General features: G+C 58.2%; 24 protein-coding genes and 1 pseudogene. 10 read left to right on the top strand and 15 right to left on the bottom strand.

Translation table 11 applies throughout. The features are described from left to right. Window positions 1-11: 11 nt before the first annotated feature. From AB4Z13_RS29285 to AB4Z13_RS29275, 3 genes are all read right to left on the bottom strand, one after another. Complete coding sequence (locus AB4Z13_RS29285) at window positions 12-854, bottom strand: metallophosphoesterase family protein (protein ID WP_442207448.1); 843 nt, start codon at window positions 852-854, stop codon at window positions 12-14. Between the two features lie 111 nt (window positions 855-965). Then, window positions 966-1,607: a TetR/AcrR family transcriptional regulator gene (locus tag AB4Z13_RS29280; RefSeq protein ID WP_442207447.1), complete on the bottom strand. Its 642-nt coding sequence runs from the start codon at window positions 1,605-1,607 to the stop codon at window positions 966-968. Between the two features lie 166 nt (window positions 1,608-1,773). Next, window positions 1,774-3,498: a peptidoglycan D,D-transpeptidase FtsI family protein gene (locus tag AB4Z13_RS29275; protein WP_037070581.1), complete on the bottom strand. Its 1,725-nt coding sequence runs from the start codon at window positions 3,496-3,498 to the stop codon at window positions 1,774-1,776. Between the two features lie 860 nt (window positions 3,499-4,358). Between AB4Z13_RS29275 and AB4Z13_RS29270 the strand changes: the two genes are divergently transcribed. The 4 genes from AB4Z13_RS29270 (at window position 4,359) to AB4Z13_RS29255 (ending at window position 8,768) form a co-directional block, all read left to right on the top strand. Beyond that, window positions 4,359-5,030, top strand: coding sequence for a L,D-transpeptidase (locus AB4Z13_RS29270; RefSeq protein ID WP_442207502.1), 672 nt, complete (start codon window positions 4,359-4,361; stop codon window positions 5,028-5,030). A gap of 13 nt (window positions 5,031-5,043) precedes the next feature. Then, on the top strand, window positions 5,044-5,580 hold the full coding sequence (locus tag AB4Z13_RS29265) for an OmpA family protein (protein ID WP_442207446.1): 537 nt from the start codon (window positions 5,044-5,046) through the stop codon (window positions 5,578-5,580). Window positions 5,581-5,869: 289 nt separating this feature from the next. Next, entirely contained in the window at window positions 5,870-7,180 is a 1,311-nt protein-coding gene (locus tag AB4Z13_RS29260) for a polysaccharide biosynthesis/export family protein (protein WP_442207445.1), read from the top strand. Window positions 7,181-7,259: 79 nt separating this feature from the next. After that, complete coding sequence (locus tag AB4Z13_RS29255) at window positions 7,260-8,768, top strand: O-antigen translocase (protein ID WP_442207444.1); 1,509 nt, start codon at window positions 7,260-7,262, stop codon at window positions 8,766-8,768. A 70-nt stretch (window positions 8,769-8,838) separates the two neighbouring features. Here the strand turns inward: AB4Z13_RS29255 and AB4Z13_RS29250 are convergent, their stop codons facing one another. From AB4Z13_RS29250 to AB4Z13_RS29225, 6 genes are read right to left on the bottom strand one after another with little or no spacing between them, the layout of a single operon-like run. Further along, entirely contained in the window at window positions 8,839-10,056 is a 1,218-nt protein-coding gene (locus tag AB4Z13_RS29250; protein WP_442207443.1) for a DegT/DnrJ/EryC1/StrS family aminotransferase, read from the bottom strand. Continuing rightward, window positions 10,053-11,027, bottom strand: coding sequence for an NAD-dependent epimerase/dehydratase family protein (locus AB4Z13_RS29245; RefSeq protein WP_442207442.1), 975 nt, complete (start codon window positions 11,025-11,027; stop codon window positions 10,053-10,055). Before AB4Z13_RS29245 ends, AB4Z13_RS29250 begins: the two co-directional genes overlap by 4 nt. Further along, on the bottom strand, window positions 11,024-11,743 hold the full coding sequence (locus AB4Z13_RS29240; protein WP_442207441.1) for an acyltransferase: 720 nt from the start codon (window positions 11,741-11,743) through the stop codon (window positions 11,024-11,026). The genes AB4Z13_RS29245 and AB4Z13_RS29240 overlap by 4 nt, the downstream gene beginning before the upstream one ends. Further along, window positions 11,733-12,836, bottom strand: a complete 1,104-nt coding sequence (locus tag AB4Z13_RS29235) for a DegT/DnrJ/EryC1/StrS aminotransferase family protein (RefSeq protein ID WP_113321732.1) — start codon at window positions 12,834-12,836, stop codon at window positions 11,733-11,735. The genes AB4Z13_RS29240 and AB4Z13_RS29235 overlap by 11 nt, the downstream gene beginning before the upstream one ends. Continuing rightward, window positions 12,833-13,870: a Gfo/Idh/MocA family protein gene (locus AB4Z13_RS29230; protein WP_007813020.1), complete on the bottom strand. Its 1,038-nt coding sequence runs from the start codon at window positions 13,868-13,870 to the stop codon at window positions 12,833-12,835. The genes AB4Z13_RS29235 and AB4Z13_RS29230 overlap by 4 nt, the downstream gene beginning before the upstream one ends. Continuing rightward, entirely contained in the window at window positions 13,867-14,373 is a 507-nt protein-coding gene (locus tag AB4Z13_RS29225; protein ID WP_113321745.1) for an acyltransferase, read from the bottom strand. Before AB4Z13_RS29225 ends, AB4Z13_RS29230 begins: the two co-directional genes overlap by 4 nt. A gap of 554 nt (window positions 14,374-14,927) precedes the next feature. Between AB4Z13_RS29225 and AB4Z13_RS29220 the strand changes: the two genes are divergently transcribed. Next, window positions 14,928-15,716 (top strand): response regulator transcription factor, encoded by a 789-nt coding sequence (locus AB4Z13_RS29220; protein WP_113321733.1) that lies wholly within the window; start codon window positions 14,928-14,930, stop codon window positions 15,714-15,716. A 276-nt stretch (window positions 15,717-15,992) separates the two neighbouring features. Here the strand turns inward: AB4Z13_RS29220 and AB4Z13_RS29215 are convergent, their stop codons facing one another. From AB4Z13_RS29215 to AB4Z13_RS29195, 5 genes are all read right to left on the bottom strand, one after another. Further along, window positions 15,993-16,985, bottom strand: a complete 993-nt coding sequence (locus AB4Z13_RS29215; protein WP_442207440.1) for a glycosyltransferase — start codon at window positions 16,983-16,985, stop codon at window positions 15,993-15,995. A gap of 72 nt (window positions 16,986-17,057) precedes the next feature. Next, on the bottom strand, window positions 17,058-18,062 hold the full coding sequence (locus tag AB4Z13_RS29210; protein ID WP_442207501.1) for a glycosyltransferase family 8 protein: 1,005 nt from the start codon (window positions 18,060-18,062) through the stop codon (window positions 17,058-17,060). 59 nt (window positions 18,063-18,121) lie between these two features. Beyond that, window positions 18,122-19,174 (bottom strand): UDP-glucuronic acid decarboxylase family protein, encoded by a 1,053-nt coding sequence (locus AB4Z13_RS29205; RefSeq protein ID WP_442207439.1) that lies wholly within the window; start codon window positions 19,172-19,174, stop codon window positions 18,122-18,124. A gap of 45 nt (window positions 19,175-19,219) precedes the next feature. Continuing rightward, window positions 19,220-20,713 carry a sugar transferase gene (locus tag AB4Z13_RS29200; RefSeq protein WP_442207438.1) on the bottom strand — a complete coding sequence of 498 codons (1,494 nt, stop codon included), beginning with the start codon at window positions 20,711-20,713 and terminating at the stop codon, window positions 19,220-19,222. Between the two features lie 15 nt (window positions 20,714-20,728). After that, the gene (locus AB4Z13_RS29195; protein WP_442207437.1) at window positions 20,729-21,586 is read right to left on the bottom strand and encodes a WecB/TagA/CpsF family glycosyltransferase; all 858 of its coding nucleotides are present in this window, start codon (window positions 21,584-21,586) and stop codon (window positions 20,729-20,731) included. Window positions 21,587-21,850: 264 nt separating this feature from the next. Between AB4Z13_RS29195 and AB4Z13_RS29190 the strand changes: the two genes are divergently transcribed. Further along, on the top strand, window positions 21,851-22,786 hold the full coding sequence (locus tag AB4Z13_RS29190) for a phytanoyl-CoA dioxygenase family protein (RefSeq protein WP_442207436.1): 936 nt from the start codon (window positions 21,851-21,853) through the stop codon (window positions 22,784-22,786). Window positions 22,787-22,799: 13 nt separating this feature from the next. Here the strand turns inward: AB4Z13_RS29190 and AB4Z13_RS29185 are convergent, their stop codons facing one another. Beyond that, window positions 22,800-22,979, bottom strand: a complete 180-nt coding sequence (locus tag AB4Z13_RS29185; protein WP_113321739.1) for a hypothetical protein — start codon at window positions 22,977-22,979, stop codon at window positions 22,800-22,802. A gap of 532 nt (window positions 22,980-23,511) precedes the next feature. On the opposite strand from AB4Z13_RS29185, the gene AB4Z13_RS29180 reads away from it, so the two are divergent. The 4 genes and pseudogenes from AB4Z13_RS29180 to AB4Z13_RS29165 all read left to right on the top strand — a co-directional run. Next, window positions 23,512-24,462, top strand: coding sequence for a glycosyltransferase family 2 protein (locus AB4Z13_RS29180; RefSeq protein WP_113321740.1), 951 nt, complete (start codon window positions 23,512-23,514; stop codon window positions 24,460-24,462). After that, the gene (locus tag AB4Z13_RS29175; RefSeq protein WP_442207435.1) at window positions 24,459-25,559 is read left to right on the top strand and encodes a glycosyltransferase family 4 protein; all 1,101 of its coding nucleotides are present in this window, start codon (window positions 24,459-24,461) and stop codon (window positions 25,557-25,559) included. The genes AB4Z13_RS29180 and AB4Z13_RS29175 overlap by 4 nt, the downstream gene beginning before the upstream one ends. Beyond that, window positions 25,559-26,695, top strand: coding sequence for a glycosyltransferase family 4 protein (locus AB4Z13_RS29170; protein ID WP_442207500.1), 1,137 nt, complete (start codon window positions 25,559-25,561; stop codon window positions 26,693-26,695). Before AB4Z13_RS29175 ends, AB4Z13_RS29170 begins: the two co-directional genes overlap by 1 nt. Further along, a pseudogene (locus AB4Z13_RS29165) lies at window positions 26,692-26,939 on the top strand (exopolysaccharide biosynthesis protein); the annotation flags it as partial. The gene AB4Z13_RS29170 and the pseudogene AB4Z13_RS29165, both read left to right, overlap by 4 nt.

Genomic DNA, 26,939 nt, shown 5'->3' with positions numbered 1-26,939 from the left:
TCTCCTGGAATTTATTCGGCCGCGACGGGCACAGCCCGCGCCAACAGCATTTCGAGTGGATAGGTGTTGAGTTCGGCGCGGTCGGATGGCAGCGGCACGAAGGCCATGGTCAGGCCGGACGGACGGATGGTGCCGATGCCGAAGGAGGCGCCGCGCACCATGCGCAAAATGTCGGTTCGCAGAATGTCGGTCGCTGCATGCTGGCCGGTGCCGACAATGACAGGGATGCCGTGCCAGACGGACACGCGGTCATGATGGATGTGGCCGCTGAGGATGCCGATGATATTGCGACCCTTGAGCAGCGATCTGAAGCGTTCCGACTGCGGAAAATGAATGGTCCGCCAGTGGGTTGTATCGGGTTCTTCACCTAGAGCCGGCGGATGATGGACGACGATCAGCTTCGGCAGATCGGGATGCGTATCCAGTGTCGAGGCCAACCAGTCGAACTGTTCCGGATCGATCGTGCCGCCGATCAGTCCCGGCGTCGAGGAGTCGATCGTGACGATGTGGATGCCATCGACGACGACATCGTGATCGTAGGGGGCATCCGGATCTTCGGTCGCAACGCCCATACCCTCGTAAAAACCGGGACGGGTGTCGTGATTGCCGAGCGCATAGATCACCGGCACGTCGATGCGTGCATCCATGATCTCCTTCAGTCGGCGGAAGCTCTCCGCATCACCGCGGTTGGTGAGGTCGCCACTGGCGATCACGAATTGCGGCTTAGGCGTGACTGTGGCGACCAGATCGAGCACTTGGTTGAGCGTCTCGGTCGTATCGCTGTAAAGATGATCGTCATCGGCGGTGCCGATGTGCAGGTCAGTCAGATGAATGAAAGTGGTCTCGCGGCGCATCGGAAGGCTCCCTAACGGTTCTCTGATGAAAACCGATAGAGGGGGCGTGTTTCGCAGGCGTGACGGATTTCGAATGCTGTTCGAAAGACGTTTGGACTTCATCCGCGAAGATCAGGAAGCCCGACGGAACATCGGCGCAATCACCTCAACCATGCGCGCGATGACGAGATCCGGATTGTCGAGATCCATCTGACGATTGGTGAGAAGTTCCGTGCGCTGCCTGCTGCGGGTGACCTGCGACCGGATGCCGAGCGCACAGTTCAGCCGCCAGCCGATATCGACGTCATCGAGCCAGGGCGCGATCCGCTTCAATTGCGGAATGAAGGCCCTGTGATGCGCGACGTCGTCGATGATGCGACGGTAATGCGGCGCGCCGTCACGGTGACTGTGTGCCATCGAGGTGAAGTGCGACAGCACTGGATAGCTCGATGTGGGATCGGTCGCCCAGTGGATCGACGGACCGACAAGAGCTGCGATCACCTCCTCGATATCGGGGGGATTGGGCGCCCGCCGATCGACGGCTTTCTGCAGCAGGCCCAGGCGCTCGGCGTTCAGACGGCGATAGACGCGCTCTGCAACGGCGGTGATCAGTTCTTCCTGGGATCCGAAATGATAGACGATCGCCGAAGGCGTCGCCTGCGCCTGGATCGCGATCCGGCGCGCCGTCAGTTCTTCGAGGGCATGCGCCTCGCAAAGCAGCAGCTCGCAGGCATCCATGAGGCGTTTTGCAGTGACGTTCGTTCGACTGGACATGAGGCGCGCACCTTCGCCCAATGACCTAGGCCGCAAGTATGTAGCCTGGATGACGCAACGCAATGAAAGTTCGATGAACTTCATTGCCGGCAACTATTCGGTCAATAATTGCACTGCTCAGCAGAAAAAACCGTCACAGAAGATTTCAAACCGCGCCCGCCAGCCCTCAATATGAGGCCAGCAGGTTCTGCCCGAAATCCGGTTCGACGCCCAGAATGGGCGCGGCGCGGCTAATGATGTCATGCACCATGGGTGCTGCCGTATTCGTCGCGAAGGTGAGCCCGTGCTGGCCGGTCAGCGGTTCGTCGATGAAGGACAGCACGACATATTTCGGTGCATCGATCGGGAAGGCCGCGAGATAGGCGTTGAAGCTCAGCGTGTGCGAATAATGGCCGTTCACGACCTTGTTCGCCGTGCCCGTCTTGCCGCCGACATGGAAACCAGGCACGTCGGCCGTGCGTCCGGAGCCTTGTTCGCCATTGAGCTTGAAGAGTGCGCGGATCGTGTCGCTTGTGCTTTTCTTGACGATCTGCTGCTCGGTTTTCGCTGCCTCCTCGGCCGAGCGCGGCAGGAAAGTCGGCTCTATGAGCTCACCGCCATCGACGAGAGCGGCACCGGCAACCGCTGTCTGCAATGGCGTGGTCGCGACACCATGGCCGAAGGAGATCGTGATCGAGTTGATCTTCTTCCATACTTTCGGCTGCGTCGGCGTTTTCACCTCCGGCAGTTCGGTCTGCATCTTCGTCAAGAGGCCAAAGCGGGTCAGATAATCCTTCTGGCGATCCATGCCGACCAGATCCATCATCCTCGCCGTACCGATATTGGAGGAATAGCGGAAGATTTCCGGAATCGTCAGCCAGCGGCGCGGCACGTCATGGTCGTCATGGATGATGAAGCCGCCGTAGTGCAGCGGGCCGGTGGCATCGAAACTGTCTGAGAGTTTGACCGTGCCGCTGTCGAGCGCCAATGCCATCGAGAAGGTCTTGAAGGTCGAGCCCATTTCGAAAGTGCCGTTCGACATGCGGTTCAGCCAGCCTTCGCTGCCGGTCGCCTGCGGGTCGTTCGGGTCGAAATCGGGGGCGGAAGCCATGGCCAGAACCTCGCCCGTATGGATATCGAGGATGACGGCACCGGCGGCCTTGCCCTTGTAGGTGGTGATAGCGTCGGTGACCACGTCATGAACGACATTCTGCGCCCGGATGTCGATCGACAGCTTCACCGGCTCCAGATTTTCGCGCACCGCAAGCCCGGTGGATTCCAGATCAGAGAGCCCCTGCATGTCGAGATATTTTTCCATGCCGGCCATGCCCTTGTTGTCGATATCGACATAGCCGAGAATGTGGGCCGCCGTGCGCCCTCCAGGATAGAAGCGCTTCACTTCGGGGCGGAAGCCGATGGCGGGGAGGCCGAGAGCCAGAACCTCGCTTTGCTGCTTCGGCGTCAGCTGGCGACGCAGCCATGTGAACTGCGAACGCTTGTCCGACAGTTTCTGATAGAGCGTTTTCCGGTCGAGTTCCGGGAAAAGCTGTGTGAGCTTCTCGACCGCTTCATCGACATCGACCATATGGCTCGGCTCGGCAAACATCGAAACCGTGCGGATATCGGTCGCCAGGAGTTCGCCGTTGCGGTCGAGGATATCCGGCCGTGAGGCCATGATCGGATTTGGCGGAATGCTTGATGTCGTCGTGTCGACGGCAAGGCCATAATAGATCAGCTTGCCGAACATTCCGACGTAGACGATGCCGAGGACGCCTGCGAGGGTGACAATACGGCTTCTGGCTTGCCGGGCCGTTCCGGCGGTCTTGCGAGCGGCTCGCGTGAAGGGGGCAGATTCGAAGGTGAGCTTTACCAGCCGACCGCTTCTTACGCTGATACTATGAATGATCGACATTGCCACACACCGAGAACAGAACGCACTTGCGCATAACCCACCCGTCGGCATCGACTCTCGAGGGGAGGCATGTGCGGATTTAAAGCCCTACGCGGCGGAACACATTCCCACGGCTCTGGTAGAACGTTTAAACTTCTGCCCATCTGAGACCTGGATGGTTAACAAGGTCTTATCCGGCTGCGTGCATTTTGTCGCAGCCGCTCTGTACGCCCGCGCCAAAAATCACTGGAGGATTTAAAACGATTTTAAAATAACCACCCAGAAAGCTAATCGATTTTAATTTTACGGTTAAAATTTTCTTGTTGCAGCGCAAAAAGAATTCGGGCCTAAATCCCTCCGAAGGGTCAATTTGCTCCTCGGAGGAACGCATATGACTGTGACATTTCCGCTAACTGAAAAGCGCAACGCCGATGAGTTGCTTAAACATCTGATCCAGCACAACCTCTCCTATCCCGGAAACTGTGCCGTTTCGCTCAAGGCTCACGTGGCCCTTGTCACTTCTTCCCATACGTTCGCGCTCAGCACCGCACGGACAGCTTGGTAGCGATCGACAGCCTCAGTCCTCCCGAAACGCGGAGATGAACAACCGGCAGGCCAGCCAAATACCGTCTGATCAGCGGCTCCCCGCACGGAACCGCGATCCAACTTCGCAAGGCCGCACAGTTCGTGGCCGCCTCCTGGCGATGTTATGCAGGTGGGTATAGCGCCGATCTCGCCGAGTAACGATCAGAGCAACGCAGACCCCGGACATTAGCAACTCGACCTCAGTCTTTAGGGGATGAGAAGAGTTTTGTGTTGTGACAAATGAAAAATCTGATTTACTGGCACCGCGCAGCTTGGCTTTGAGGGGGATACGGCCGATGGTGTGGACTCGCAGGGATATTCTGCTTGGTGGATTGGCGTTACTTGGCACCGGCGCGGTAGGGAAACCGGCCTTTGCCCAGGCAGCTTCCTATTTTGCCGGCACCGCAGTCGACAATGGCGTCACGTTCCGAGCGACCAACTTCGCCAAGATCGACAAGCAATGGCACCGCCAGGTTGTCAAATATTTCAGCAGCGAGCCGATCGGCACCGTTGTTGTCGATACGCGGCATCATTTTCTCTATTTGATCATGGAGAACAAGACAGCCATTCGCTACGGCGTCGGCGTCGGCCGCGAGGGCTTCAAATGGTTTGGCCGCGCCACGATCGACAACAAATCGCTTTGGCCGCGCTGGACACCGCCTCTGGAGATGCGCAAGCGTCATCCCGAACTGCCCGAATTCGTGGCGGGAGGCTCGCCGAAGAATCCACTCGGGCCCCGTGCCATGTACCTGCTGCGTGACGGCGTCGATACCGGCTATCGCTTCCACGGCACGTTGGAACCGTGGAGCATCGGCAAGGATGCCTCCAGTGGCTGCATCCGAATGTTCAACGAAGACGCCATTGATCTTTACCAGCGTTGCCCGATCGGCACCGCGGTGCAGGTTCTGCCGCATATTGCCGACCAGGCGCCCGCCGCCGAGGTCAGCCAGGCCACCCCGGTCGAATGAGGAAATCAGCTTGATGTCTGTTTTGACCGCATATGCGAGGCGCCTTGCCGTCTCGGCCATGCTTCTGGCGCTCACGGCCTGCACCACCACCGATATCGCCTCCGTGGAGGAACCTGCGACAGCACCGATGACCGGCCAGACCAACGATCCCGCACCCGGTTTCGAGAACGTCAAGGCTGGCAGTGAAGAGGATTTCATCCTCAGTGTCGGCCGACGGATCTACTTCACGCAAGATTCCGCCAAACTCGATACCGTCTCCATGACAACGCTGGACAACCAGGCTGCCTGGCTGAACAGGAACCCGGCCTGGCTGATCAAGCTGCAGGGATTTGCCGATGATTCCGGTTCGGAGTCGAAAATGAAGAACCTGTCGCAGCAGCGCGCCGATGCCGTCATGGCCTATCTCGTCTCGAAGGGCGTCGACGCCAACCGCATGTGGGCCAAGGGTTACGGTGCGGATCGGGAAGTTCGCGACTGCACACAGCGTTCGTGCAAGGTGCAGAACAGGCGCGTCGTCGCCAATCTGCGCACGGAGCGGGATGCGATCTGACTGCAATTTCCTTGCTTATGACCTCAATCCGTGGGGGGCGCGCCTGACCTCTCCGCTTCCAACGGCCGTTCGTGAGCCGGAGATATGTGCGCCCGCTCGATTTGGGTTGAAGCACACTACCCCGTCTCATCAAAAGTGATGAAGCCAAGCATCCGGCCTTCATCTTCCTCAAGGCTTCGCCAGGCTGCACACTGATGTTGCGGCCTCGGACCCGGTGTTCGGCGTGCGCGCAGCGTCTAAGGCATTGAACCTGTATCCGATTAGGATGCTTTGCAGGCTGGACATGTAAATGAAGTTTTCGTACCGCGTTCCTCACATGTTCTATCGTGCGACGTTTGCCGTCAGCGCACTCGTCTTTCTCGCCGGCGCTGTGTCGCCAGCTTACGCCGACGACACGCCCTTTGCTCCGCAAACGAAAATCCGTCTGACGGTCGTCCAATGGATGCCGTCCAAGGGTCAGTTCGAGCGATGGGATGCGATCGGCGGCGAATATACGATTTCGAATGAAGGCGCAGTCTCCCTGCCCTTTCTGGGATCGCTGTCCGTTGGAAATCTGGACAATGCCGGCCTAACCAATGAGATTGCCAAGCGCCTGCAGGAAAAGATGGGTTTGGCCCAGACACCTGCGGTCACCATCGACATTCTCGACTATCCGTCCATCTATGTCGTGGGAGACGTAACCACGCCGGGGGAATACAAGTTTCGCTCCGGCCTTAGCGTCCTGCAATCGCTGGCCATGAGCGGCGGCCCACTGCGGCCGGGAGCACGGCAACGATCGCAAACGATCACGCTTGCCGGCGACTTGCGGGAAATCGACCATTCGCTGCTGCGCAGCTCCGCAAAGCTCGCGCGGCTGCAAGCGGAGATGGCCGGAGCAAAGGAGATAAGCTTCGACCAGCCGCCCGCCGTCGACCAGCAATATGCCGCCAGTATCCATGACGAGGAGAGGGTCATATTTCAGGCGCGCGCAAGCGCGCTGGACAGGCAGTCGACGGCGCTTGTCGAATTGCGCAATCTCTTGAAGGCGGAAATCGATACGCTGGAAGAGAAGCTGAAGGGTTCGGATGACAATATCCAGTCGGTCGAGGAGCAGTTGACCAGCGTCAAGACGCTGGTCGAGAAGGGCCTCACGATCACCTCACGCCAGATGGATCTGGAACGGTTGCTCACCACCTATCGCTCCGACCGGCTCGACCTCGTCACGGCTATCATGCGGGGTCGCCAGGCGATCAACGAGACGACACGCAATCTCGAGGGACTTTCCGACACACGCCGGAGCGAAGTCGCTTCCGAGGTGCAGGCGGAAAAGGCCAACCTCGATCAGCTCAGATTGAAGCGCGACACGACACAACAGCTGCTTCTTGAAGAGCTCTCCAACGGCAGCAACGTGAGTGACAGCGGTGAAGAACTTCCGCTGACATTCACCGTGAGCCGGCGGGACAACGGACAAGTCAATCAGTTCCAGGCCTCCGAAACGACGGAACTGGCGCCGGGTGACGTGGTCAAGGTAATACAGCCCCGCATCGCGGATGCGCCGTCCGACGACGCCACTGCGCTGCCTGTTCAGACAGAGGCGCATATCAGTCAGGTGAGCCGGTGAAGCGCGAAAAGCATGTGCCGCAGCCGCGCTTTCGGCGGGCGGTTGAGCGTCATCACGGGATAAACGGCTGGGGCATCTGATGACTTTGCGCATGACCCCACCCAGCAGCCAGACTTACACCCAGATCCTCAAGTCGACGATGTTGATGGGCGGCTCTTCGCTCGTGAACGTCGCACTCAGCATTATCAGAAACAAAGCCATGGCTGTTCTCCTCGGGCCGGAAGGCGTAGGGCTCATGGGCCTTTACGGGTCAATCCTCGATATCGCGCAGGCGATTGCCGGGCTTGGCGTGGGAAGCAGTGGCGTGCGCCAGATTGCCGAGGCTGCGGGCACCGATAACGCAGAAAGGATCGCGCGATCGGCGACAGTGCTCAGACGCATATCGTTGGTGCTCGCATTGCTTGGTGCGCTCCTTCTCGCCGCGCTGGCATTCCCGGTCTCGAATTTCACTTTCGGCGACTACCAGCATGCCGGTGGCATCGCATTGCTGTCGCTGGCAATCTTCTGTCGACTGGTCTCTGCAGGGCAGACTGCATTGATCCAGGGCCTGCGGGGCATTGCAGATCTTGCCCGCATCAACGTGCTTGCCGGGCTTTTCGGCACGGCGGTCAGCATCCCGCTGATCTATTTGTTCGGCATGCAGGCGATCGCACCGTCTCTCGTGGTGATCGCGGCTGCCTCAATCCTTCCGACCTGGTGGTACAGCCGGCGGATCTACCCGCATCCCTCGCCAATGCCCGCGCGCCAGTTCGGCCGGGAAGTGTCGGCGCTGCTCAGGCTCGGCTTCGTCTTCATGGCAAGCGGGCTTCTGACCTTCGGTGCAGCCTATGCCATCCGCCTCATCGTGCTGAAGGAGGGTGGCGTCATGGCGGCGGGATTGTATCAGGCAGCCTGGGGCCTTGGCGGCCTCTACGCCGGCTTCATCCTGCAGGCTATGGGAACGGATTTCTATCCACGGTTGACCGCAGCAGCGGACAACGATGCCGAATGCAATCGGCTGGTCAATGAACAGGCCGAAATCAGCATGTTGCTGGCCGGCCCCGGTCTGCTCGCCACGCTGACCTTGGCGCCGCTCATGATGAGCTTGTTCTATTCTGCGGAGTTTCACGGGGCCGTGGATCTTTTGCGCTGGATTTGCCTTGGAATGATGCTCCGGATCATCTCCTGGCCGATGGGCTTCATTGTCGTGGCGAAGCGTACCCAGGCGATTTTCTTCTGGACGGAGGTGGCGGCCGCAGTCGTTCATGTGGGGCTCGCCTGGTTCTTCGTATCGCTGCTCGGCACGCCAGGAGCCGGCATGGCGTTTTTCGGCCTCTATGTCTGGCATAGCATTCTGATCTACGTGATCGTGCGGAAGGTTACCGGTTTTCGCTGGTCCACCGGCAATCGCAGGCACGCTTTGCTTTTCCTGCCTGTCTCGGGATTGGTCTTCCTGTCGTTCTCGGTCCTGCCGCTATGGCCGGCGACGGCGATTGGCTCCGTCGCTGTGGCTCTCACCGGGCTCTATTCGCTGCGCATGCTGGTTGATCTGCTTCCGCCAGAATCCGTGCCAGCAATCATCCGGGGATGGATTGCGAAGTCTGCATGACGAACAATGCGCGCATCGGGTGATACGCGCATTGTTCGTCATGCAAATATTACGTCACGCAAAAACGCTGTCAGGCGAGAGCGACGTCCAGATCGCGTTGCACACTCGCATGACCGGTCACGGCTTCAGCAAGCGCTCCGCGAACTGCCTCGACAACACGTGCGATGTCGAGCTCCGTCATCTGAGCATAAAGCGGCAGGATAATCGTTTGCTTTTGCGCTGATACGCTTCGCATCAGGCTTGTGGCAACGCGATGCGAGCTCCGGTCGGAATAGGCTCTCTCCAGATGAATGTTCATCACGCCGCGCCGCGTCGAGATCCCCTGATCGAGGAGGGCTTGCATGACCGCCCGTTGATCGACGGTTTCAGGCAATCTCACACAGAAGCTCTGCCAGTTGCTGCGAGCCCAACGTGGCTCCACCGGCGACAACCCTGCTGATATCACGGACAGGTGCTCACGATACTGCTCGGCAAGCAGCCTCCGCTGTGCGATCAGTCCCGGCAGCCGCCGCAACTGCTCGCGTCCGACGGCGGCCTGAAGATCGGTCATACGGTAGTTGTAGCCCAGTTCGTCATAGTCCTCGAAGATCACCTGTTTCGAGCCGTGACGAACAGTATCGGTAACGCTCATGCCATGCTGACGCCATAGCCGGAATTTTCGGTCATATTCGGGATTGGCCGTAGTCAACATGCCGCCGTCACCTGTCGTGACGACCTTCCGGGGATGGAAGGAAAAGCAGGCAATGTCGCCATGCGCTTTGCCGATCTTTTCCCAGCGTCCGTCCCAGAGGATTTCGCTTCCCGTCGCGCAGGCTGCATCCTCGATAACCGGTATCTGAAGGCGCTTGCCGATCTCCACGATCGGTCGGAGATCGCAAGGCATGCCGAGCTGATGCACGCAGAGAATTGCTTTGGTGCGGGGTGTGATCGCCGCTTCAATCAGACTGGCGTCGATATTGTAACCATCCGCCTCGATGTCGACAAAAACAGGCACCCCATCGCAATACCGAATGGCATTCGCGGTTGCGATGAACGAATGGCTGACCGTGATGACTTCATCGCCGGCACTGACACCGACGGCCTTCAGGGCGAGATGCAGCGCAGTCGTGCAGTTGGAAACGGCGCAGGCATGCGCCGCACCGACAAAGGCGGCAAATTCGCTCTCGAAAGCTGCGACTTCCGGCCCCTGCGTCACCCATCCTGACAGAATAACGCGGCGCGCAGCCTCGGCCTCCTCCTCCCCAAGAACGGGCTTGGCAACCGGAATTGTCGATGGTGACGGGCTCATGCAGCTTGACCTCCTGCTGCAGCAGTCTTCAGCTGCCACCAGGCCACAAGGTCGCGAAGCCCTTGTTCCATCGATATTTCCGCTTTGAATCCCAAGAGTTTCTCGGCCTTGCTGATATCGGCAAGACGACGGGTCACGCCATTGACCGCACGAGCTTCTTTGTGCTCCGGTTCGAGTGAGACACCCATGATGCTGCTCAGCATCTGCGCGAGTTCTAGGAGGCTTATTTCCCTGCCGCTCGCGACATTGAACACCTCATCCGTGACATCGCTCTTCGCAGCCAGCAGGTTTGCCCGGGCGATGTCGCGTGCATCGACGAAGTCCATCGTCTGACTACCGTCTCCATGGACAACCGGCGGCATTCCGGCGGCCAGACGCTCCATCCAGCGGATCAGCACTTCGGTATAGGCGCCGTAAACGTCCATTCGCGGCCCGTAGACGTTGAAATAGCGAAGCGCCACATAACGCAGGCCGTACATGTCAGCGAAGCTGCGAAGCAGCCCCTCATTGAATGTCTTGGCCGCGCCGTAGATCGTCCTGTTATTATAGGGATGATGCGCTTCGGTGGTCGGAAAGCTCTCGGCAAGCCCCAGCACAGAGGCAGAAGAAGCAGCAACGACCTTCGAAATACCTGCCTTGACGGCAGCTTCAAGGACATTGAACGTGCCCTCGGCCAACACATCGAAGGCGAGCCGCGGATCTTCCGCGCATTGCGTGATGCGGATGGCCGCCTGATGGAAGACGATGTCAACGCCTTCGAAGGTTTTCGCAAGCAGCGCTCTGTCGCGGATATCTCCCTCGATGATATTAACGGACCCGCCGGCTATTGCCGTGCTGAGATTGTCCCGGCGCCCGCGCACGAAATTGTCGAGGATGATGATCTCGCGCGGTTTTTCCAATGCGACGAGATCGGCAATATGCGACCCGATCAGGCCGGCTCCTCCGGTAATGAGCACCCGTTGATTTCTCACGATCTTCCTCCACGCGATATATCCAGCACAGGATCGGCTTCCGTGCGCCAGCGAATGAACTTCGCCGGCACACCGGCGACAACTGAAAACGGTTCGACATCCGAGACGACAACCGCGCCTGCTCCGACGATTGCCCCCTTCCCGATGCTGACGCCGGGAAGAATTGTGGCATTCGTACCGATATCGGCCCATGCGCCGATGCGGACCGGCTTGATTTCGAGATCCGTGCGGATGATTGGCACATCCACCGGCAGTGCCGTATGGGTCGAACCAAGCACCTTGGCGCCAGGCCCCCAGCCGACACAATCCTCAATCACCAGATCGCGTGCGTCGAAATAGGCCATCGGGCCGATCCAGACATTGTCGCCGATCACGCAAGTGCCGTCGAAGCGCCCCTGGATATAGGCCTGGGCACCGATGAACACGCCATTGCCGATTTCGAAGGTCTCCGGATGTTTGAAACCGGCACCGCCTGCGACCTGCAATCCAGTGCCGCAGCTGCGCGCAATCGCTTGCCAGATGGCTTTCCGCATCAGGGTGTCGACGACACCGTCACCGCTGGCGAAGCGACCGTAGAGCTCGATCAGGCCAGCGCGCCCGTATGATTGCCTGAGTTCTTCGGCTAACCCAGCCTGGTAGGCAGGGTCCGCCGGCCTTTCGTGGCGGCCATGGACCGCCTGCACGACCCTGGTCTCGCCTGCACAACTAGCTGACATAGGCGTACTCCAGCGCAGCGGCCACCTGATCGACGTGCCACGCGGGCATCTCGGGATAGATCGGCAGCGAGAGGACTTCTCGTGCCGCGGCTTCCGAGACCGGGAAATCACCGGCTTGGTAACCAAGGTCGGTATGGGCCTTCTGCAGATGAACGGGGATCGGATAGTGCAGCCCGGACTGAATGCCTTCTGCAGCGAGCACGCGCTGAAGCGCATCGCGATCACGGCTTCTGATGGCATAAACGTGGTAGACGTGGCGCCGCTCCGCGACCTCGACAGGCGTCTTTAAATGCGCCGATCCCGCAAGCAGCGAGGAGTAGCGGCGACCATGCGTTCGACGCGCCTCGGTCCAGGCTTCGAGATGCCGGAGCTTGATACGCAGGATAGCGCCTTGAATGGCATCCATGCGATAATTGAAGCCCTTCAACAGATGGTGATAGCGCTGCTCCTGACCCCAGTCACGCAGCATGCGCATCGTCTTGGCGTGATCGTCGTTGTTCGTTACGACGATACCTCCCTCGCCGCAGGCGCCAAGGTTTTTGCCCGGATAGAAGCTGAAGCAGCCGGATGTGCCGATGCTGCCGGCGCGCGCGCCCTTGTAGCAAGCTCCATGTGCCTGGCAGGCATCCTCGATGACCGGTATCCGGTAATGGTCGGCGATCGCCTTGATCGCGTCCATATCGGCCATCTGGCCGTAGAGGTGGACGGGAATAATGGCTTTGGTCCGGGACGTAATCTTCGTCTCGAGCTGGGCCGCATCCATTGTGAGCGTTACGGGCTCAACATCGACGAAGACAGGTCGTGCACCTGTGTAGCAGATCGCCGACACCGTCGCGACAAAGGTGAATGGCACGGTGATGACTTCATCGCCAGGGCCGACACCCGCCGCAAGAAGGGACAGATGCAAAGCACTCGTCCCGGTATTGACTGCGATCGCATGCTTGACGTTGCAATAATCTGCGAATTCCTGCTCAAGACGGATGACCTCCTCGCCCAGTATGTATTGTCCCGAGGCCAGGACGCCGAGCACGGCGGCGTCGATTTCGCTCTTGATGGATTGATATTGTGCTTTCAGGTCCAGAAAGGGGATCATGCAATGCGCCTCGCCTCTTCGAGCTCGATGATACGGCCGCGCTGAGCGAGCGACCGACTTGCGGCTTCAAGAATGCGAACGACGCGCAGGCCGGCATGGCCGTCCGTGATGGGCCGCGAATTCTGCTCGATGCACTCAACGAACTGATCCAGTTCGCGTTTCAATGCCTCGGTCATGTCGAGCTTGGGCGCCCACATGTCACCACTGCGGTAGCCGACCATCATCTGATGCACCTTCTCGCCATAGGCCTGAGAATTCGGGTTCAGCGTGATGCCCTTGTCGTAGACTTTGATTTTTTCGCTGGGCTCCAGATCGTCGTAGACGACCATCTTGTTGCTGCCGCCGATCAGCGTGCGGCGCACCTTGACGGGTGCCAGCCAATTGACGTGGATGTGAGCGATGAGCTTGCTTTCGAAGAAGAGCGTCAGATAGGCGATGTTCTCCGGCTCGCCGAGTACATGGCTCATGCCTGTCGCTGAAACAGCCACCGGCCTTTCCTGTACGACATGGTCCAGGATGGAGAGATCGTGCACCGCGAGATCCCAGATGACGCTGACATCATGCTGGAAAAGCCCCAGATTGACCCGAACCGAGTCGTAATAATACATGTCGCCCAAGCCGCTCTCGACCAGTTCGCGCATCTTGCGAACGGCACCTGTGTGGACGAAGGTATGATCGACCGCCAGCACGAGGCGTCGGCGTGTGGCCTCTTCGACCATCCGCGAGGCTTCCTCCGTCGTCGAAGCCATCGGCTTTTCGACGAAGACATGCTTTCCGGCCATCATAGCCTGCATTGCGAGCTTGAAATGGGTGAAGACCGGCGTCGCGATAGCGATGGCATCCACTCTCGGATCGCGCAGGACTTCCTCAAAATCATCAGTAATCGTCACTGCGGGGTAGCGGCTTTTGACAGCCGCCAACCGTTCGACATTGAGATCACAGACTGAAATGAGTTGCGCACCGGCCGCTTCCGAGATGTTGCGAACCAGGTTCGGGCCCCAATACCCATATCCAACAACAGCAATACCGATCATCGCATTCCTCCCAACGCTTGCATGTCAGCTGCCCGGTCATGAACGCGACCGGTAATCCTGGCCGGAACACCGGCGACAATGGCGCCCGCAGGCACATCTTTTGTTACAACTGCCCCGGCGCCGACCTGCGCGGCTTCTCCGATGGTTACGCCAGGCAGAATGGTCGCATTGCTGCCGATTGACGCGTGGCGCTTGACCAGCGTGGGGATGACAACCCAGTCTGCTTCGGTCTGCAGACTGCCATCCGCATTGACGGCGCGCGGGTACGTGTCATTGGTGAACATCACCCCGTGGCCGATAAAAACGCCGTCTTCCAGCGTCACGCCTTCGCAGATGAAGGAATGGCTGGAGATTTTGCAGTCTTTTCCGACGAGGACGTTTTTCTGGATTTCGACGAAAGTGCCGACGCGCGTTCCCGCGCCGATCGTGCAGCCATAGAGATTCACAAGATCTCGATGATGGATGACGCAGCTATCATCCAGCTTTACGTTTGATGCAATCATACGCATGCACCCCTTACTCTTCTACAAACCGGATTTCTAAATGAAACCGTCAACCATATGATTGCGCCCAAGGTTTCATTTCGAAAAAATAAATATTTCTTTCCATTCAAAGAGAATTGTTTTCGCCATCGGAGTAAAGAAACAAAACGTCTAAGCTTATTCACCTAAAGACGTATCTACCTATGACGATGTACGCCAAAGTTCATAGCCAACGATCAACATTGGTGATGGAGCAAGCGCGGACCGGCCCGGATCATGCGCCGGGGGTGAGCATTATTTTCATGCGTTTAGCAGTTCGTCCGTAACCGAGGAGCAACGTAATCAACCCCTCCGCGAATGACCTAGTATCGCATGAGTTTATACCAAGAATTACGTCCTCTTTACACCTTACGATGGAACTAATCTGCTCCTTTAGCCTATATTAGCTAGTTTAAGATAAAAGGAACTGTGGTATTTAGTTCCTACTTTAGTGCTGCCAAACCCTCATATCTGAAGGGCTTGAGTGTTCGGTTGTTGTTGAGGCGTAGAGAAACTCGGCTGGGGAGGATGAAGCAGTGAATTCAGCGCTTGTACCAAATTTAGACCTTAGGCAGGAAAATGTAGCTCTTCCACTTAAGGTAGAGAATAGTTCTACTGGTTTGAGCTTACAGTCGAGGCCAAAGCACTCTTTGGTTATCCTCGACAACCGTGAACTTGATCGGCAATGCCTCGCGCAGTGCATGGCCGCCTACAAGACGGATTTACTTATACTGGCATTCGGAAGCGTCGAGGAGTGGAAGCAGAAATGCGACGAATATCCGCCGCTTTCGGCAATCCTCCTGAACATTGGCGGCAAGAAGATCGATGAGCCCTCTGTTTCTGGGCAGATCAGGAGCCTTGCTGCGGAATTCGGGGCGATACCAGTCATCATATTGGCTGACAGCGACGATTTCGGCCAAATCGTGAGGGCGATCGAATACGGGGCCAAGGGCTACATACCCGCTTCGGTCAGCATCAGCGTCTGCATGGAGCTGATCGCGCTGTCGGTAGCGGGCGGCGTTTTTGTGCCTGCAAGCACGCTATTCGCTATGCGTCACCTGCTGGAGTCCAGCAACACCACCGCTCGTCCGCTGGCCGGGATCTTCACGGATCGTCAAGCCGAAGTCGTAGAGGCACTTCGGCGCGGAAAGGCGAACAAGATCATCGCCTATGAGCTCAATCTGCGAGAAAGCACCGTCAAGGTACATGTTCGCAATATCATGAAAAAGGTCAAAGCAACGAACAGAACGGAAGTTGTGTTCAAGCTAAATGATCTGTTTCAGGGTGGTATTTCCGGCTTCAGCGCAAATAAGACGCTGTGCTGACGCCGTCGTCCGATCAAAGCTTTTCACATGCCGCAAGCACGTTCTTGCTCTAGCTTATCCCGGTGGCGCAGACCAAAAGGCCACCGGGGTTCTGTTTAAGCCGCGGCACCTCGGACCCGTTGTCGCTTACCCGAATATCTGACGTCGCCATAGCGCGTTCGAAACTGTCGAAGATCTCCGATTCTGCCGTACATCCCCGTCTTGGCATGAGCAGCGATCAAGCGCTCAACCATCGGCTATTGTTTCCGTGCCCTGCGGATGAACCAGATGAACCACTCATCCTGCAACTCGTCGCCCAATAGAATTCAAGGCACACCAGTATTTGGGCCCGATGGTTTGCTTGCAGACCAACTTGATCCAGGGCAAAGAATTTCGCACTTCGGGGGAAACCTCCAGAGCGAAGCGCTGAATAGCCACGGCTGTAGCAACATCGAAATTATTGAACGCCATGCCGGCCAGTCGAAGCGCCTCTTTCCCGAGATCCTTGGCAAGAAAGCGTCTTAGTTTCTCGTCTTTCTTGAGGCTATCTGCGCCCTGACGAAACAGAATATCGAAAGCCTGTTTTCTCTGCCGGAGATCGGGAAGAATACTTTGTCCATAGTATTGCAGCGACATATTCGAAGCATGTCTGCGATATACTGCTTGGTCTTCGTTGATGTAACCCACTCCGGCATGTGATGCGAGCCGCAGCCACATCTCCATATCACCGGCATGCGGCAGCTCCTTATGGTAGCCGCCGACCTGTTTTTGCAGTGTCGTTCTCACGACGGCCGTCGGAGTCGGAACTAGGTTGCTTGCTCCGCTCAACCGCATGAACTGCGGACCGGACAAGACCTGCATGGCAGGCACATTATTGTCTCCGAGAGGATCGACCCGCTTGGTTATGATGCCATCTGACTCAGCGATGAGCGCGTTCCCGAACGTGAAACCTACATCCGGATGATTGTGCATAAGCTCCGCGGCGCGGCCCAGCGCGCCCGGCAAAAGATAATCATCTGCGGAAAGAAGCAGGAATAAGTCGCCGCCGGCCCACTCGATCCCCTCATTGTAGGTGGCAATGTGGCGCTTGTTTACCGTGTGCCGCCTATAGGCCACCCGTTTGTCCCGGGATGCCAAGGCCATTCCGACCTCCGGCGTGTTGTCTGGCGAGGCGTCATCCAGAATTAGGACGCGCACATCGACATTGGCTTGCGAAAGAACGCTTTCAACACATTCCTGCAGGAAATGAGCGTAGTTGTAGCAGGGAATTACGACATCAACACGTTGCAAACTTATTCCTCCGCAGGCAATCGTTTCGTTCGGGCCATTTCATGACACCCTGAATTCGGCTTGCTTTCGCTCTTATGTGTTCTTCACTCGCCGTTTCACTCGCGCCAACGTTGAAGCGTGCGCCCGTATCGCCGATTTCGTGCAGGACCATGCAGCTCTCAAGAAGGCGGATCGGGCAAGCAGCCGGGAGCCTGCACGCTTCAAGCCGCTCTGAACGCGCTCCCGACGCGTGAGCGCAAAACGGGTCCGGGATCGAAACGTATCGTAAAATGCGACATTCGGGCTCAAGCTTCCTGATTTCCAGGGCTTCACATTGGTCACGAAATGAACGATCGCGGGCTTATGCTCGAGAGTGATACGAGCAAGCGCCTGCGTAGGCTCGAACTGAAAATTCCAGGCGCGGTCCAGGACTTTCCACTTTCCGTCGCAGGCGACGTTGAGAGCGTCCTGATCTGAATATTCAGTGGTCGGAAAGCGATCGAGATAGTCCAAAGACCGTTCCGATATTCGCTCGGTTCGCCATCTTGCAAGGTCGATAAGAAGAATGCCGGCGTTGAAGTAGCGCTCGACTCGAGCGCCGCCTGTAGCACCCCGGCCGCTGCTCACCACATTGTCCAGCCAGTAATCCGGTACGGCCCCGATCACTGCCTCGCCCAGATCGATATTCCACAACTGTTCGAGCGCCGTCAGCACGAGGATGTCACCATCCAGATACAGAGCCCGGTTGCAAGTCTCCGGGAGGAACTGCGGCAGAAGTATCCTTGCGAAGGTCATCTTCGAGACGCCGGGGCGAGTGGAAAATCCGCTCGCGAAGGATAAGGTACCGATGGGATGCCACTGGATGACGGCAGAGTTTGCGGGCAGAGAATCAAAGATCCGTCGCTTGGTTTCTTCGCCTATTCCTTCATGAATGACATGGATATCCAGGGGCCATGCGCTTCCGTTGTTCTCGGCGACCGATCTAAGGGCGGTCGCCAAGGGAACGGCGTAGGCCGCATCGACTGCAAAGACGATAGGCCCTAACCGCTGTTTTGCGCCCACAGGGGCGGCTCCTGTTGGTATGCTATGCACATTCATGTTTCCGGCACCATCCCATCGAAAGAAAACGAGCTTCGCCTTATGATCGACGTTGCTGTTCACGTCCCGATCGACACGGCTTCCTGAACAGGAAGGCCGACGGCCGGGGTGGGCAGATGGGTGTAAGCCGGTTGCGGGGGCCGGACGCCAGGCATGCTCCTGGTTCCGCCAGAAAGCTTCCACTCGAAATAGGTGATCGTCTTCTCAAGCCCCTCACGCAGATTCACCGTCGGCTGCCAGCCCAGGTCCTGCTTTGCGCGGCTGATGTCCGGCTTGCGCTGCGTCGGATCGTCGACCGGCAGAGGCTTGTAAACGATGCTTGATTTCGATCCTGTCATTTCGATGACCATTTCGGCCAGTTCCCGGACCTGGAATTCTCCCGGATTGCCGAGATTGATCGGGCCTGTGACACCGGCCGGCGCGCCCATCAGGCGGATGAAACCCTCGATCAGATCGTCCACGTAGCAGAACGAACGCGTTTGCGTGCCGTTGCCGAAGATGGTGATCGGTTCGTTTTGAAGCGCCTGAACAATGAAATTGGAGACAACACGGCCGTCATTGGTCTGCATGCGCGGCCCGTAGGTATTGAAGATCCGCGCCACCCGGATTTCCACGCCATACTGACGATGGTAGTCGAAGAACAATGTTTCGGCACACCGCTTGCCTTCGTCATAACATGCCCGCGGCCCTATGGGATTGACGCTGCCTCGATATTCCTCGGGCTGAGGATGGACTGCCGGATCACCATAGACTTCGCTCGTCGAGGCCTGAAAGATCTTCGCCTTGGTGCGTTTGGCAAGGCCAAGCATATTGATGGCCCCGTGTACATTGGTTTTGACCGTCTGAACGGGATCAAACTGATAATGGACCGGAGATGCCGGACAGGCGAGATTGTAGATCTCATCGACCTCCACATAAAGCGGGAAGGTAATGTCGTGGCGAAGGATCTCGAAGCGTGGGTCGTCGAGAAGATGCAGCACGTTGTCGCGCGAGCCGGTGTAGTAATTATCTACGGCGAGGACATCATTGCCTTCGCGCAAGAGCCTTTCGCACAGGAATGACCCCAGAAAGCCGGTGCCGCCGGTTACCATAATTCGCTTTTGTCCGTGCATTGGTGTGCTCCGTTGTTGATGGTTGCCCCGCAGAAACGAGGATGGTTAGTAGGCTCCCCTGCGCTTGAAGACCGCAGGGATTGTGCTGAGAAGAATTTGGCAGTCGAACCACAGGGACCGGTTGTCGATGTAGAACTCGTCGAGTTGCTGCTGCAGCTCGATATCAGCATTGCTTCGTTCGGATATCTGCCAAAGGCCCGTGAGCCCCGGCGTTACTGAACGGCGTTTGTTTCGAAATTCACCGTCCATGGCCAGGAGGTGATATTCCGGAAACGGACGCGGTCCGACGATGGCCATCTCGCCTGCAATGATGTTCGCCAATTGCGGGAGCTCGTCGAAGCTTGAAGTGCGCAGGAGATGTCCGATAACCGGCAGGACGCGCGGATCGTCCTTGAGCTTGAAGTGGGCCAACCACTCGGCCCGCATGGCGGGGTTCTCTCGGAACAATGCCTCGAGGCGCTGTTCCGCGTCTCTGTACATCGTCCTCAGTTTCAGGACGTGCACCGGCTTGCCGGACAGACCTTCCCTGGCATGTCGGAAGAAGACGGGTCCGGGATCGATGGCGTAGATTGCGGCGGCCGCAACCGCGATGAAGGGCGCAACCACGATTGCGGCAGGGATGGCGATTGCGAGATCGAGGATCCGGCGAACCAGGTCCGTGTTGACCGAACTCCCACCGGTGGTGAGGCGAATACCGATCTCTCCGCCGACATCCGCAGGTCGCAAGCCGCTGATCTTGAGGCTCGGCGTATCGGACAGGAGAATGACTTCGGCGAACTTCCCGCGCATCGCCGCCAGATCGGGTACAAGCGAGCCCGCGTCACCCGCAATTAGGGCAATGGATGGCCCGCCATCGGGCGATGCTTCCGACGTCTCAGGGGAAAAGGGCTCCGGCCTGATGCCATACTGCCAATGGTCCTTGAAATGCGCCATGAGCGTGGGGAGAAGATTGCGGCCCCCTATGATCACCGCGCGCTCCCCCCAGATTCCAAGTCTCCAGCACAGGCCTCGTGCGAACCAATGCATGAATGGCTGAACGACCAGCCCGAGGCCGAGGAAGCCAATGATGGCAAGCAGCAGCCGTTCCCCTTCCGGTAGGATGATTGCTCCGAATGCCGCCAGGACAGCCACCTTGACGGCAGCCATCGTGCGCCGCCGCAGATGTTCGTGGTCGTGCAGCCGATATCCGGGATAGAGGCCGGCCGATGCATAAAGAACGATCGCAGCCAGCGCTGCCAGGGTGAAAGCACGCTCCAAAACCGTGCTCTCCGAACCACTGGGAAGAAAGGACAGGAGAGTAAAATAGGCAACCAGATAGCTTGCAATGTCGCCGGCAACCAGGAATGACGACGTTGCAAGCCGAGGAAGCCGGCGCCGCAGCGCAATCGGCATATTCAGCTCGGACTGCCCCAGGGGATCGGCGGTCCTGGCTGCTATCGGTGGCACGGAACCTGCCGGAATTGCCCGCGACGTCATGTCATTTGTGGCGGATGTCTTCGACGGACCCGATGTTATCGCTGACGGCGCAAATGAGGACATGATGCTTTTACTCCTCTACGGCCTCTGTCCCGACGTACCCAATCCAGAAACGGCGTCTTCGATCGGAAACTTCCGAAGGCCCAGTCTCTGGAAGGCAGTCAGTGAGATGAAGGTCGGCACGACGAGCGCATAGCGCCGCCACAGCCGTCGCGGCTCGCATAGAAGACGAAACACCCATTCGAAGCCGCTTCTTTGAATGATCCTTGGAGCTTGGCGCTTGAGGCCGGCGTGGAAATCGAAGGCAGCGCCGACACCGATGAGCATCGGTGCCTCCAGACGGTCGCGCATGCGCGCCATCCAGAGCTCCTGCTTGGGAGTGCTCAACCCGACCCAGATAATATCGGCGCCCGACCGATTGAGCCGGTCGGCAATATCTGTTTCCTCCTGCACCGACAGTTGGCGGAACGGCGGCGCATAGGAGCCAACGATCCGTGCTTGCGGAAATTTTGCCAGAAGGCGCGCTTGCAGTTGCTCGAGCGTTTCGGCTGTCGCGCCATAAAGGAAGTGGCGCACGCCTTTGGAGCTGCCGGCAGTGAAAACGGACAACATGAGATCGGGTCCGTAGACCCTGTCGCTTTCCACATGACCAGCGTGTTTCAGTGCCCATACCAACGGCATGCCGTCGGGGGTTACGAGGAACGCCCGGTTATGGATGGACCGAAGCTCGGGATCTTTTTGACACCGCACGACACCGTGCGCGTCGCGAACGCACACATATTCTCTCCTGCCGTCTTCAATCGCCTTTTCGATAAGCCCGGTCGCGCTTTTGAGATTGACTGCGGAAACTCGAACACCAAGGACATTCGTCCACTTCAGGGAACCCTTTGGATCAAGGACTGAAGTTTGGTTTCTGTCTGCTGGTGAATTTCTCATGACCTACGCTTTTGCCAACTGAAACTGTAGCTAGAATATGCTGGCAAGCCTGTTGCCTCCATACTTGCAGCTGCAGCTATTGGACGTAGAAAGACTTCCCATTTCTGCGTTCTGTATAGAAATGAATTACAATATTCGAAGTAAGGCAGTGTCCCCGGGGTATGCCTGATTGCTCTTTTTGATAAGCGTTACCCCAAAAGAGCGGTTTGACCTTCGCGCTGCCGCAGAAGACAGTCGCTTTAGCGCGGCCAAAGCTGGGGAGGTTTGAGCGCGATAAAGCCGGGGAGAGAGACAATGGTGAATTCAACAGGGGTGAATTCAATAGACGAATTCCGGGTGCCGACCAGAGAGCCTTCAAAGGCGCCCAGCATGACCAACCAGCTGCAGAACGATTTGACCTCTGATGGCTATATCGTCATCAGGGATGTCCTGGCGCCTGAGCAGGTGGAAAGATTAAGGCGGGTTGCCAAACAATATCTGAGGTCCGGCGGCAAGTATCTGTACGGCGGCAAATTCCAGCTTCACGCCATGTATGCCGTGGACGAAGTCGCCAGGTTTATGACCGCCGATACGATCCTCAATCGCCTCAAGGAAATAACGCAACCGCTCGATGTCGTTCTTACAGGCGAATGCGATCTCATGATCAACACGACATCGTCGTGGCATAATGACGTCCCTCACCATCCTCGCTGCGTTGATGGAAGTATTTTCTCGGACGAGAGCTTCAGGGTCTACAAGATCGCATTCTACCTGCAGGACCAGAACGAGAACTCGAACGCCACATTGAAGGTGCGACCGAGATCCCATCTCAAGGGTTTGGTCCAGAGCCTGCCAGCGAAGGGCCTTGGGGTACGGGCGGGCGATGCGATTATCTTCGACGTGCGCATCGAACATGCCGGGCAGATGCCCACACTGGTTGACAGGAGCCTACGCAAATTCTTCGAGCGGATCGGGCCACTGCTTCGCCTGGACGTTCAGAAGGCATTCACCGTGACGCGATCAATCATTCGACGGCTCAGCAGAACGCCTGACCGCGTCGCGGTTTTCATGACATTCGGTCCATCAGATGCGGAGACATACTCCTATGCCGAGGAAGGCCGCCATCGCCATCCCGGCGTTCGGGGAACGCTCAGTGCGGACGTGCTGTCACAGCTCGCTGTCAACAACGTTGTTCCACCGATTATCGGGGCGCCTGCCTAACCACATCCGGCCTTCAGGCACTGATCTCAATGTACACAATCGTGCCTGCCATGACTGCGCACCATCGAAAATGGTGCGCAGGGCTACTCCGGTCGGGCGGTGAGCCGCTGGCGGTGCCGAACAGTGCGGCGCGCTCGATCAGCTTGACTGCGATCCTGATACCGTCGCCGCCGGCAACGTAGGTCGGCGACATCAAAACCGCCTCACAACAATCCGACCGCATCCGCAAGGAACTAACCCGGTAGCGGCGGTATCTACGCCTAAAGCATACACCCACTATCCAGGGAGCGGGTTGCACTTACGCCCTCAGCGGTTGCCTCCCCCAAAGGGTGGCGGCCAGGGTCTAGGGGATTGCCAATAAGAGCAGATGTTGCGGGTGTCCATTCACCGGTAGCTTGGAAAGGAATGCATAGCGCAAAGGACATGGCTGGGCAGTAGTTTCTGATGACGTAAGGCAATGGTTCCGGCGCAGGCTGATTGTTCGTAGTTGACGCTTAGAGGTTGGGATTCCTATGGTTTCGCGTTCTGGTCCTAGTTCTGCACATTACATGATGGAAGCGTCACCCGTCCCGGCATTTTTGGCGGCGACCTTTCCAGTTCCATGCGATATCCCGGCCAAGCGGAGGGATGCCCTGGATGTCGCCATCATGGAGCTCCCAATGGACACGATCATGATCATGTTGCTGCACCGCGGTGCAGCGCAGCAAGCCGCTTGAGAGGGTGTCATGGAGCGGCAGGGCATCAGCGTTCTCATCAACAATTACAATTACGGTCGCTTTGTCGGGCATGCGATCGACAGCGTCTTGAGCCAGGAGATTGCCGACGTCGAGATAATCGTCGTCGATGATGGGTCCAGCGACGAGTCACGTTCCGTTCTGGAAGCCTATGACAGCCGGGTGAAAGTGATCTTTCAGGAGAACTCGGGACAGGCGGCCGCGATCAACGCGGCCGTAAAGTTCAGCAGCGGCGGCATCCTCTGTTTTCTGGATGCCGATGACTGGTGGGCACCGGGCAAGCTGTCGGCGACGGAAGCGGCTTTTCGCTCGCATCCCGAAGTATCGCTTGTCTACCACCGACTTCAGCCAACTTCGATCGATGGCTCCCCGACCCTCAAGCCGATCCCCCGAACCCTGTGTTCGGGAGACCTGTCGCCGCAGTTGACCAAATCGGCCGGCTGGTGGCCCTTCCCGATGACATCGGCCATCTCCGTACGGCGCAGCGCGTGGGATGCTGCAGGGCCTATTCCCGAACAGTTCCGCATATCCGCCGATGCATGGCTCACGGGGATCTATCCATTTCTGGGCGACGTTGCCGCCTTGCCGGACTCACTTGGATTCTACCGAATTCATAGCAACAACTGGTACCGGCCAGTCGATGATGTCTCCATGCTGAAAAGGCGAATGGCGCATTGGCAGCGTAGTGTCGAAGCGACGAACCGGTTTCTCTCATTCCACGACTTGCCGGCAAGGCTCCGTCTCTCGGATCACTATCCCTATCAGATGGCGGCAGCAGAGCTGGATGGCGTCAATGCGCGCACCCGGCTCAGGCTTGCTGTCGAAGGGCTGCTTTTCGCTGGAGAACCAAACCTGCTGCGGCGGACGCGCGACGCGTTGCGTAGCGCCTACCACCTTCCTCGCCCCAGTCGGGACGTGGGCTTGTCGGAGGCAGCCAAATGAAGGCACTGCTGCTGGTTTCTGAACTGGAAGACTACACCATTGCCTTCGCGAGCGGCGTTGCCCAACACATGCCGGTCGTCCTTGGCGTCCCGCGCCGGCGCTACGCGCATCTCGCTTCCTGGTTCGATCCGGCCGTCGATCTTCACCTTCTGGACTGGCCACGGCACCGCTCGCTTGCCAATCCCTGGTTCCTGCATCAGCTCACGCGTCTCATCCGGCACGAGCAGCCGAACCTCATTCATCTCTTGAGCAACTCCACGCTGTGGCTGAACTTTGCCGCACCGTTCTGGCGCCCGATTCCGCTCGTGACCACCGTCCATGATGTGGAGGTGCATCCCGGCGATTCCGATACGCGCACGCTGCCCGGCTGGGCTCCGGAATTGATGGTGAGGCAGTCGGGGCATGTCGTCGTGCATGGCGAGGGGCTGAAGCGGATGGTCCTCGATCGATATTCAAAATCCCCGGACTGCGTCCATGTCCTGTCGCATCCCGCTATCCATCGCTATGCGGAACTCGCGCGGCGGCAGAAGATGGCGCGACGTACCACTGACGGAACTTTGCGCGTCCTGCTCTTTGGACGGATTTTCGCTTACAAGGGCCTGGAATATCTGATCCGCGCCGAGGCGATGCTCAAGGATGCGCTCCCCAATCTGCACATTACGGTCGCAGGTCGCGGCGACGACCCCTGGGTCTTCAAGCGACTGATGGGCGAAGCCGGCCGCTACGACATTCGCAACCGCTTTATCGAAGACGAGGAGGTCGCCCAGCTTTTCCTGGACGCTGATATTGTCGTCCTTCCCTACACCGAAGCATCCCAAAGCGGCGTGCTCAACCTTGCTGCGGCGTTCGGCAAACCCGTTATCGTGACTGACGTGGGCGAATTGCGAGCGACCGTTCAGCCCAACGGATTGGGAATGGTGGTCCCGCCGGGCAATGCGGAAGAGCTCGCAAAAGCCATCCGGATATTGGCTGACAATAGCGAGCTTAGAAACAATCTCGGCGCCAGCGCACTCGAATGGGCCACAGGACCGAATTCGCCCGAACAGGTCGGCGCCCGGGCCGCAGCCGTTTATCGCGAGGTGGTCGGATCATGCTGATGAAGGTGCGCACGGATGGTCATCAGCTGTCGATGCGAAACACGGCAAGCGTCCGCCACTATGTTCCGGGTGGCTGCGAGAACGGCGGCGGCATTGGCAGGCTGGTCGGTTATATAACCAGCACGGCGAAAGAAGGCGGGGCAGAACATGCTGTCACCGACACAAGAGGGCCTCGATGGTCGGCGGCGACGTCGTCGCTGCGCCTGCTCGGCGCCATCCTGACAATGGCAAAGGATCGAATCGTCGATCCAACACGCATTCACCATATCCATATTGCGGGCCGCGGCAGCACCTCCCGAAAACTGATCCTGACCGAGGTTGCCCATTTGCTCGGGTGCTTTCACATATTGCACCTGCACGACTACGACTATGCCAGCGACTTTGCTGCACGCTCGCCGCGTCAGCAATCGCTCATACGCCGGATGTTTCAGCGTGCCGACTGCGTCGTGGCGCTGGGCCAGCGGGATCGCACGGTACTCGCAACACTTCTGGGCGTAGATGAGCACCGCCTCGTGATCGCTCGCAATTGCGTTCCCGATCCCGGCGCGCACAATGTTCGTGCCGGCGAACCGCCGTTGATCGTTTTCCTTGGTCGGCTGAGCGAACGCAAAGGCGTTCCGGAACTTCTGCTCGCCCTGAGCCATCCGATCATGAAAGACCTTCGGTGGCGCGCCGTGCTGGCCGGCGATGGGCCTGTAGAGGATTATCGCCGCCAGGCTGCGGACATGGGCCTTTCAGGTCTGGTGGAGATGCCAGGATGGCTTGGCGCCGACGAGGCCCGCGCGCTGTGCGCCCGCGCCGATATCCTGGTCTTGCCCTCGCATGCTGAAGGCCTGGCAATGGCGGTGCTCGAAGGACTTTCCCACGGGCTTGCTGTTGTCACCACCCGCGTTGGAGCGCACGACGAGGTCATCTCCGACGGCGAAAACGGTGTCTTCGTCCCTGTCGGAGACAAGGACGCTCTGGCCGCGGCCCTTGCGAGACTGGTTACTGATCCAGATGTCCGCAGCCACCTGTCGGCCAGGGCGCGTGCCCATTATCTCAACCATTTCAGCATGAAGGCATATATGCGGTCGATGGAAAAACTCTACGAAACCATCTCCGCGCAACCTCAAGCAAGGGTTAGCGCACAATGACAATTTCAACTTTTCCGCCAGATCGCAACGTCCCGCTCCCGGCGGTGCATTATGAACCCCGGTTTCAGACGGAGATGAAATCGGAGGAGTTCGATCTGACATCGGGATTACGTTTGCTCCGTCGCCGGATGGTGATGATTGTGGCGCTGATGGTTGTGCTGATGGCGGCTTCCATCGTGCTGATATCGGGGTTGAAGCCGAGCTATCACGCCGGGTCACGGCTGATGATCCACAAGCCCCTGGC

It is taken from the genome of Rhizobium sp. YAF28 (assembly GCF_052113285.1).
In the GTDB taxonomy this organism is placed as follows: Bacteria; Pseudomonadota; Alphaproteobacteria; order Rhizobiales; family Rhizobiaceae; genus Rhizobium.
This window is presented reverse-complemented; position numbering and strand designations above follow the sequence as displayed.

Bases quoted from the DNA above. Each gene is read 5' to 3' on its own strand.
- AB4Z13_RS29285 (WP_442207448.1), bottom strand. From the start codon at position 854: ATGCGCCGCGAGACCACTTTCATTCATCTGACTGACCTGCACATCGGC.
- AB4Z13_RS29280 (WP_442207447.1), bottom strand. From the start codon at position 1,607: ATGTCCAGTCGAACGAACGTCACTGCAAAACGCCTCATGGATGCCTGC.
- AB4Z13_RS29275 (WP_037070581.1), bottom strand. From the start codon at position 3,498: ATGTCGATCATTCATAGTATCAGCGTAAGAAGCGGTCGGCTGGTAAAG.
- AB4Z13_RS29270 (WP_442207502.1), top strand. From the start codon at position 4,359: ATGGTGTGGACTCGCAGGGATATTCTGCTTGGTGGATTGGCGTTACTT.
- AB4Z13_RS29265 (WP_442207446.1), top strand. From the start codon at position 5,044: ATGTCTGTTTTGACCGCATATGCGAGGCGCCTTGCCGTCTCGGCCATG.
- AB4Z13_RS29260 (WP_442207445.1), top strand. From the start codon at position 5,870: ATGAAGTTTTCGTACCGCGTTCCTCACATGTTCTATCGTGCGACGTTT.
- AB4Z13_RS29255 (WP_442207444.1), top strand. From the start codon at position 7,260: ATGACTTTGCGCATGACCCCACCCAGCAGCCAGACTTACACCCAGATC.
- AB4Z13_RS29250 (WP_442207443.1), bottom strand. From the start codon at position 10,056: ATGAGCCCGTCACCATCGACAATTCCGGTTGCCAAGCCCGTTCTTGGG.
- AB4Z13_RS29240 (WP_442207441.1), bottom strand. From the start codon at position 11,743: ATGTCAGCTAGTTGTGCAGGCGAGACCAGGGTCGTGCAGGCGGTCCAT.
- AB4Z13_RS29235 (WP_113321732.1), bottom strand. From the start codon at position 12,836: ATGATCCCCTTTCTGGACCTGAAAGCACAATATCAATCCATCAAGAGC.
- AB4Z13_RS29230 (WP_007813020.1), bottom strand. From the start codon at position 13,870: ATGATCGGTATTGCTGTTGTTGGATATGGGTATTGGGGCCCGAACCTG.
- AB4Z13_RS29225 (WP_113321745.1), bottom strand. From the start codon at position 14,373: ATGATTGCATCAAACGTAAAGCTGGATGATAGCTGCGTCATCCATCAT.
- AB4Z13_RS29210 (WP_442207501.1), bottom strand. From the start codon at position 18,062: ATGAATGTGCATAGCATACCAACAGGAGCCGCCCCTGTGGGCGCAAAA.
- AB4Z13_RS29205 (WP_442207439.1), bottom strand. From the start codon at position 19,174: ATGCACGGACAAAAGCGAATTATGGTAACCGGCGGCACCGGCTTTCTG.
- AB4Z13_RS29200 (WP_442207438.1), bottom strand. From the start codon at position 20,713: ATGTCCTCATTTGCGCCGTCAGCGATAACATCGGGTCCGTCGAAGACA.
- AB4Z13_RS29195 (WP_442207437.1), bottom strand. From the start codon at position 21,586: ATGAGAAATTCACCAGCAGACAGAAACCAAACTTCAGTCCTTGATCCA.
- AB4Z13_RS29185 (WP_113321739.1), bottom strand. From the start codon at position 22,979: ATGTCGCCGACCTACGTTGCCGGCGGCGACGGTATCAGGATCGCAGTC.
- AB4Z13_RS29180 (WP_113321740.1), top strand. From the start codon at position 23,512: ATGGAGCGGCAGGGCATCAGCGTTCTCATCAACAATTACAATTACGGT.
- AB4Z13_RS29175 (WP_442207435.1), top strand. From the start codon at position 24,459: ATGAAGGCACTGCTGCTGGTTTCTGAACTGGAAGACTACACCATTGCC.
- AB4Z13_RS29170 (WP_442207500.1), top strand. From the start codon at position 25,559: ATGAAGGTGCGCACGGATGGTCATCAGCTGTCGATGCGAAACACGGCA.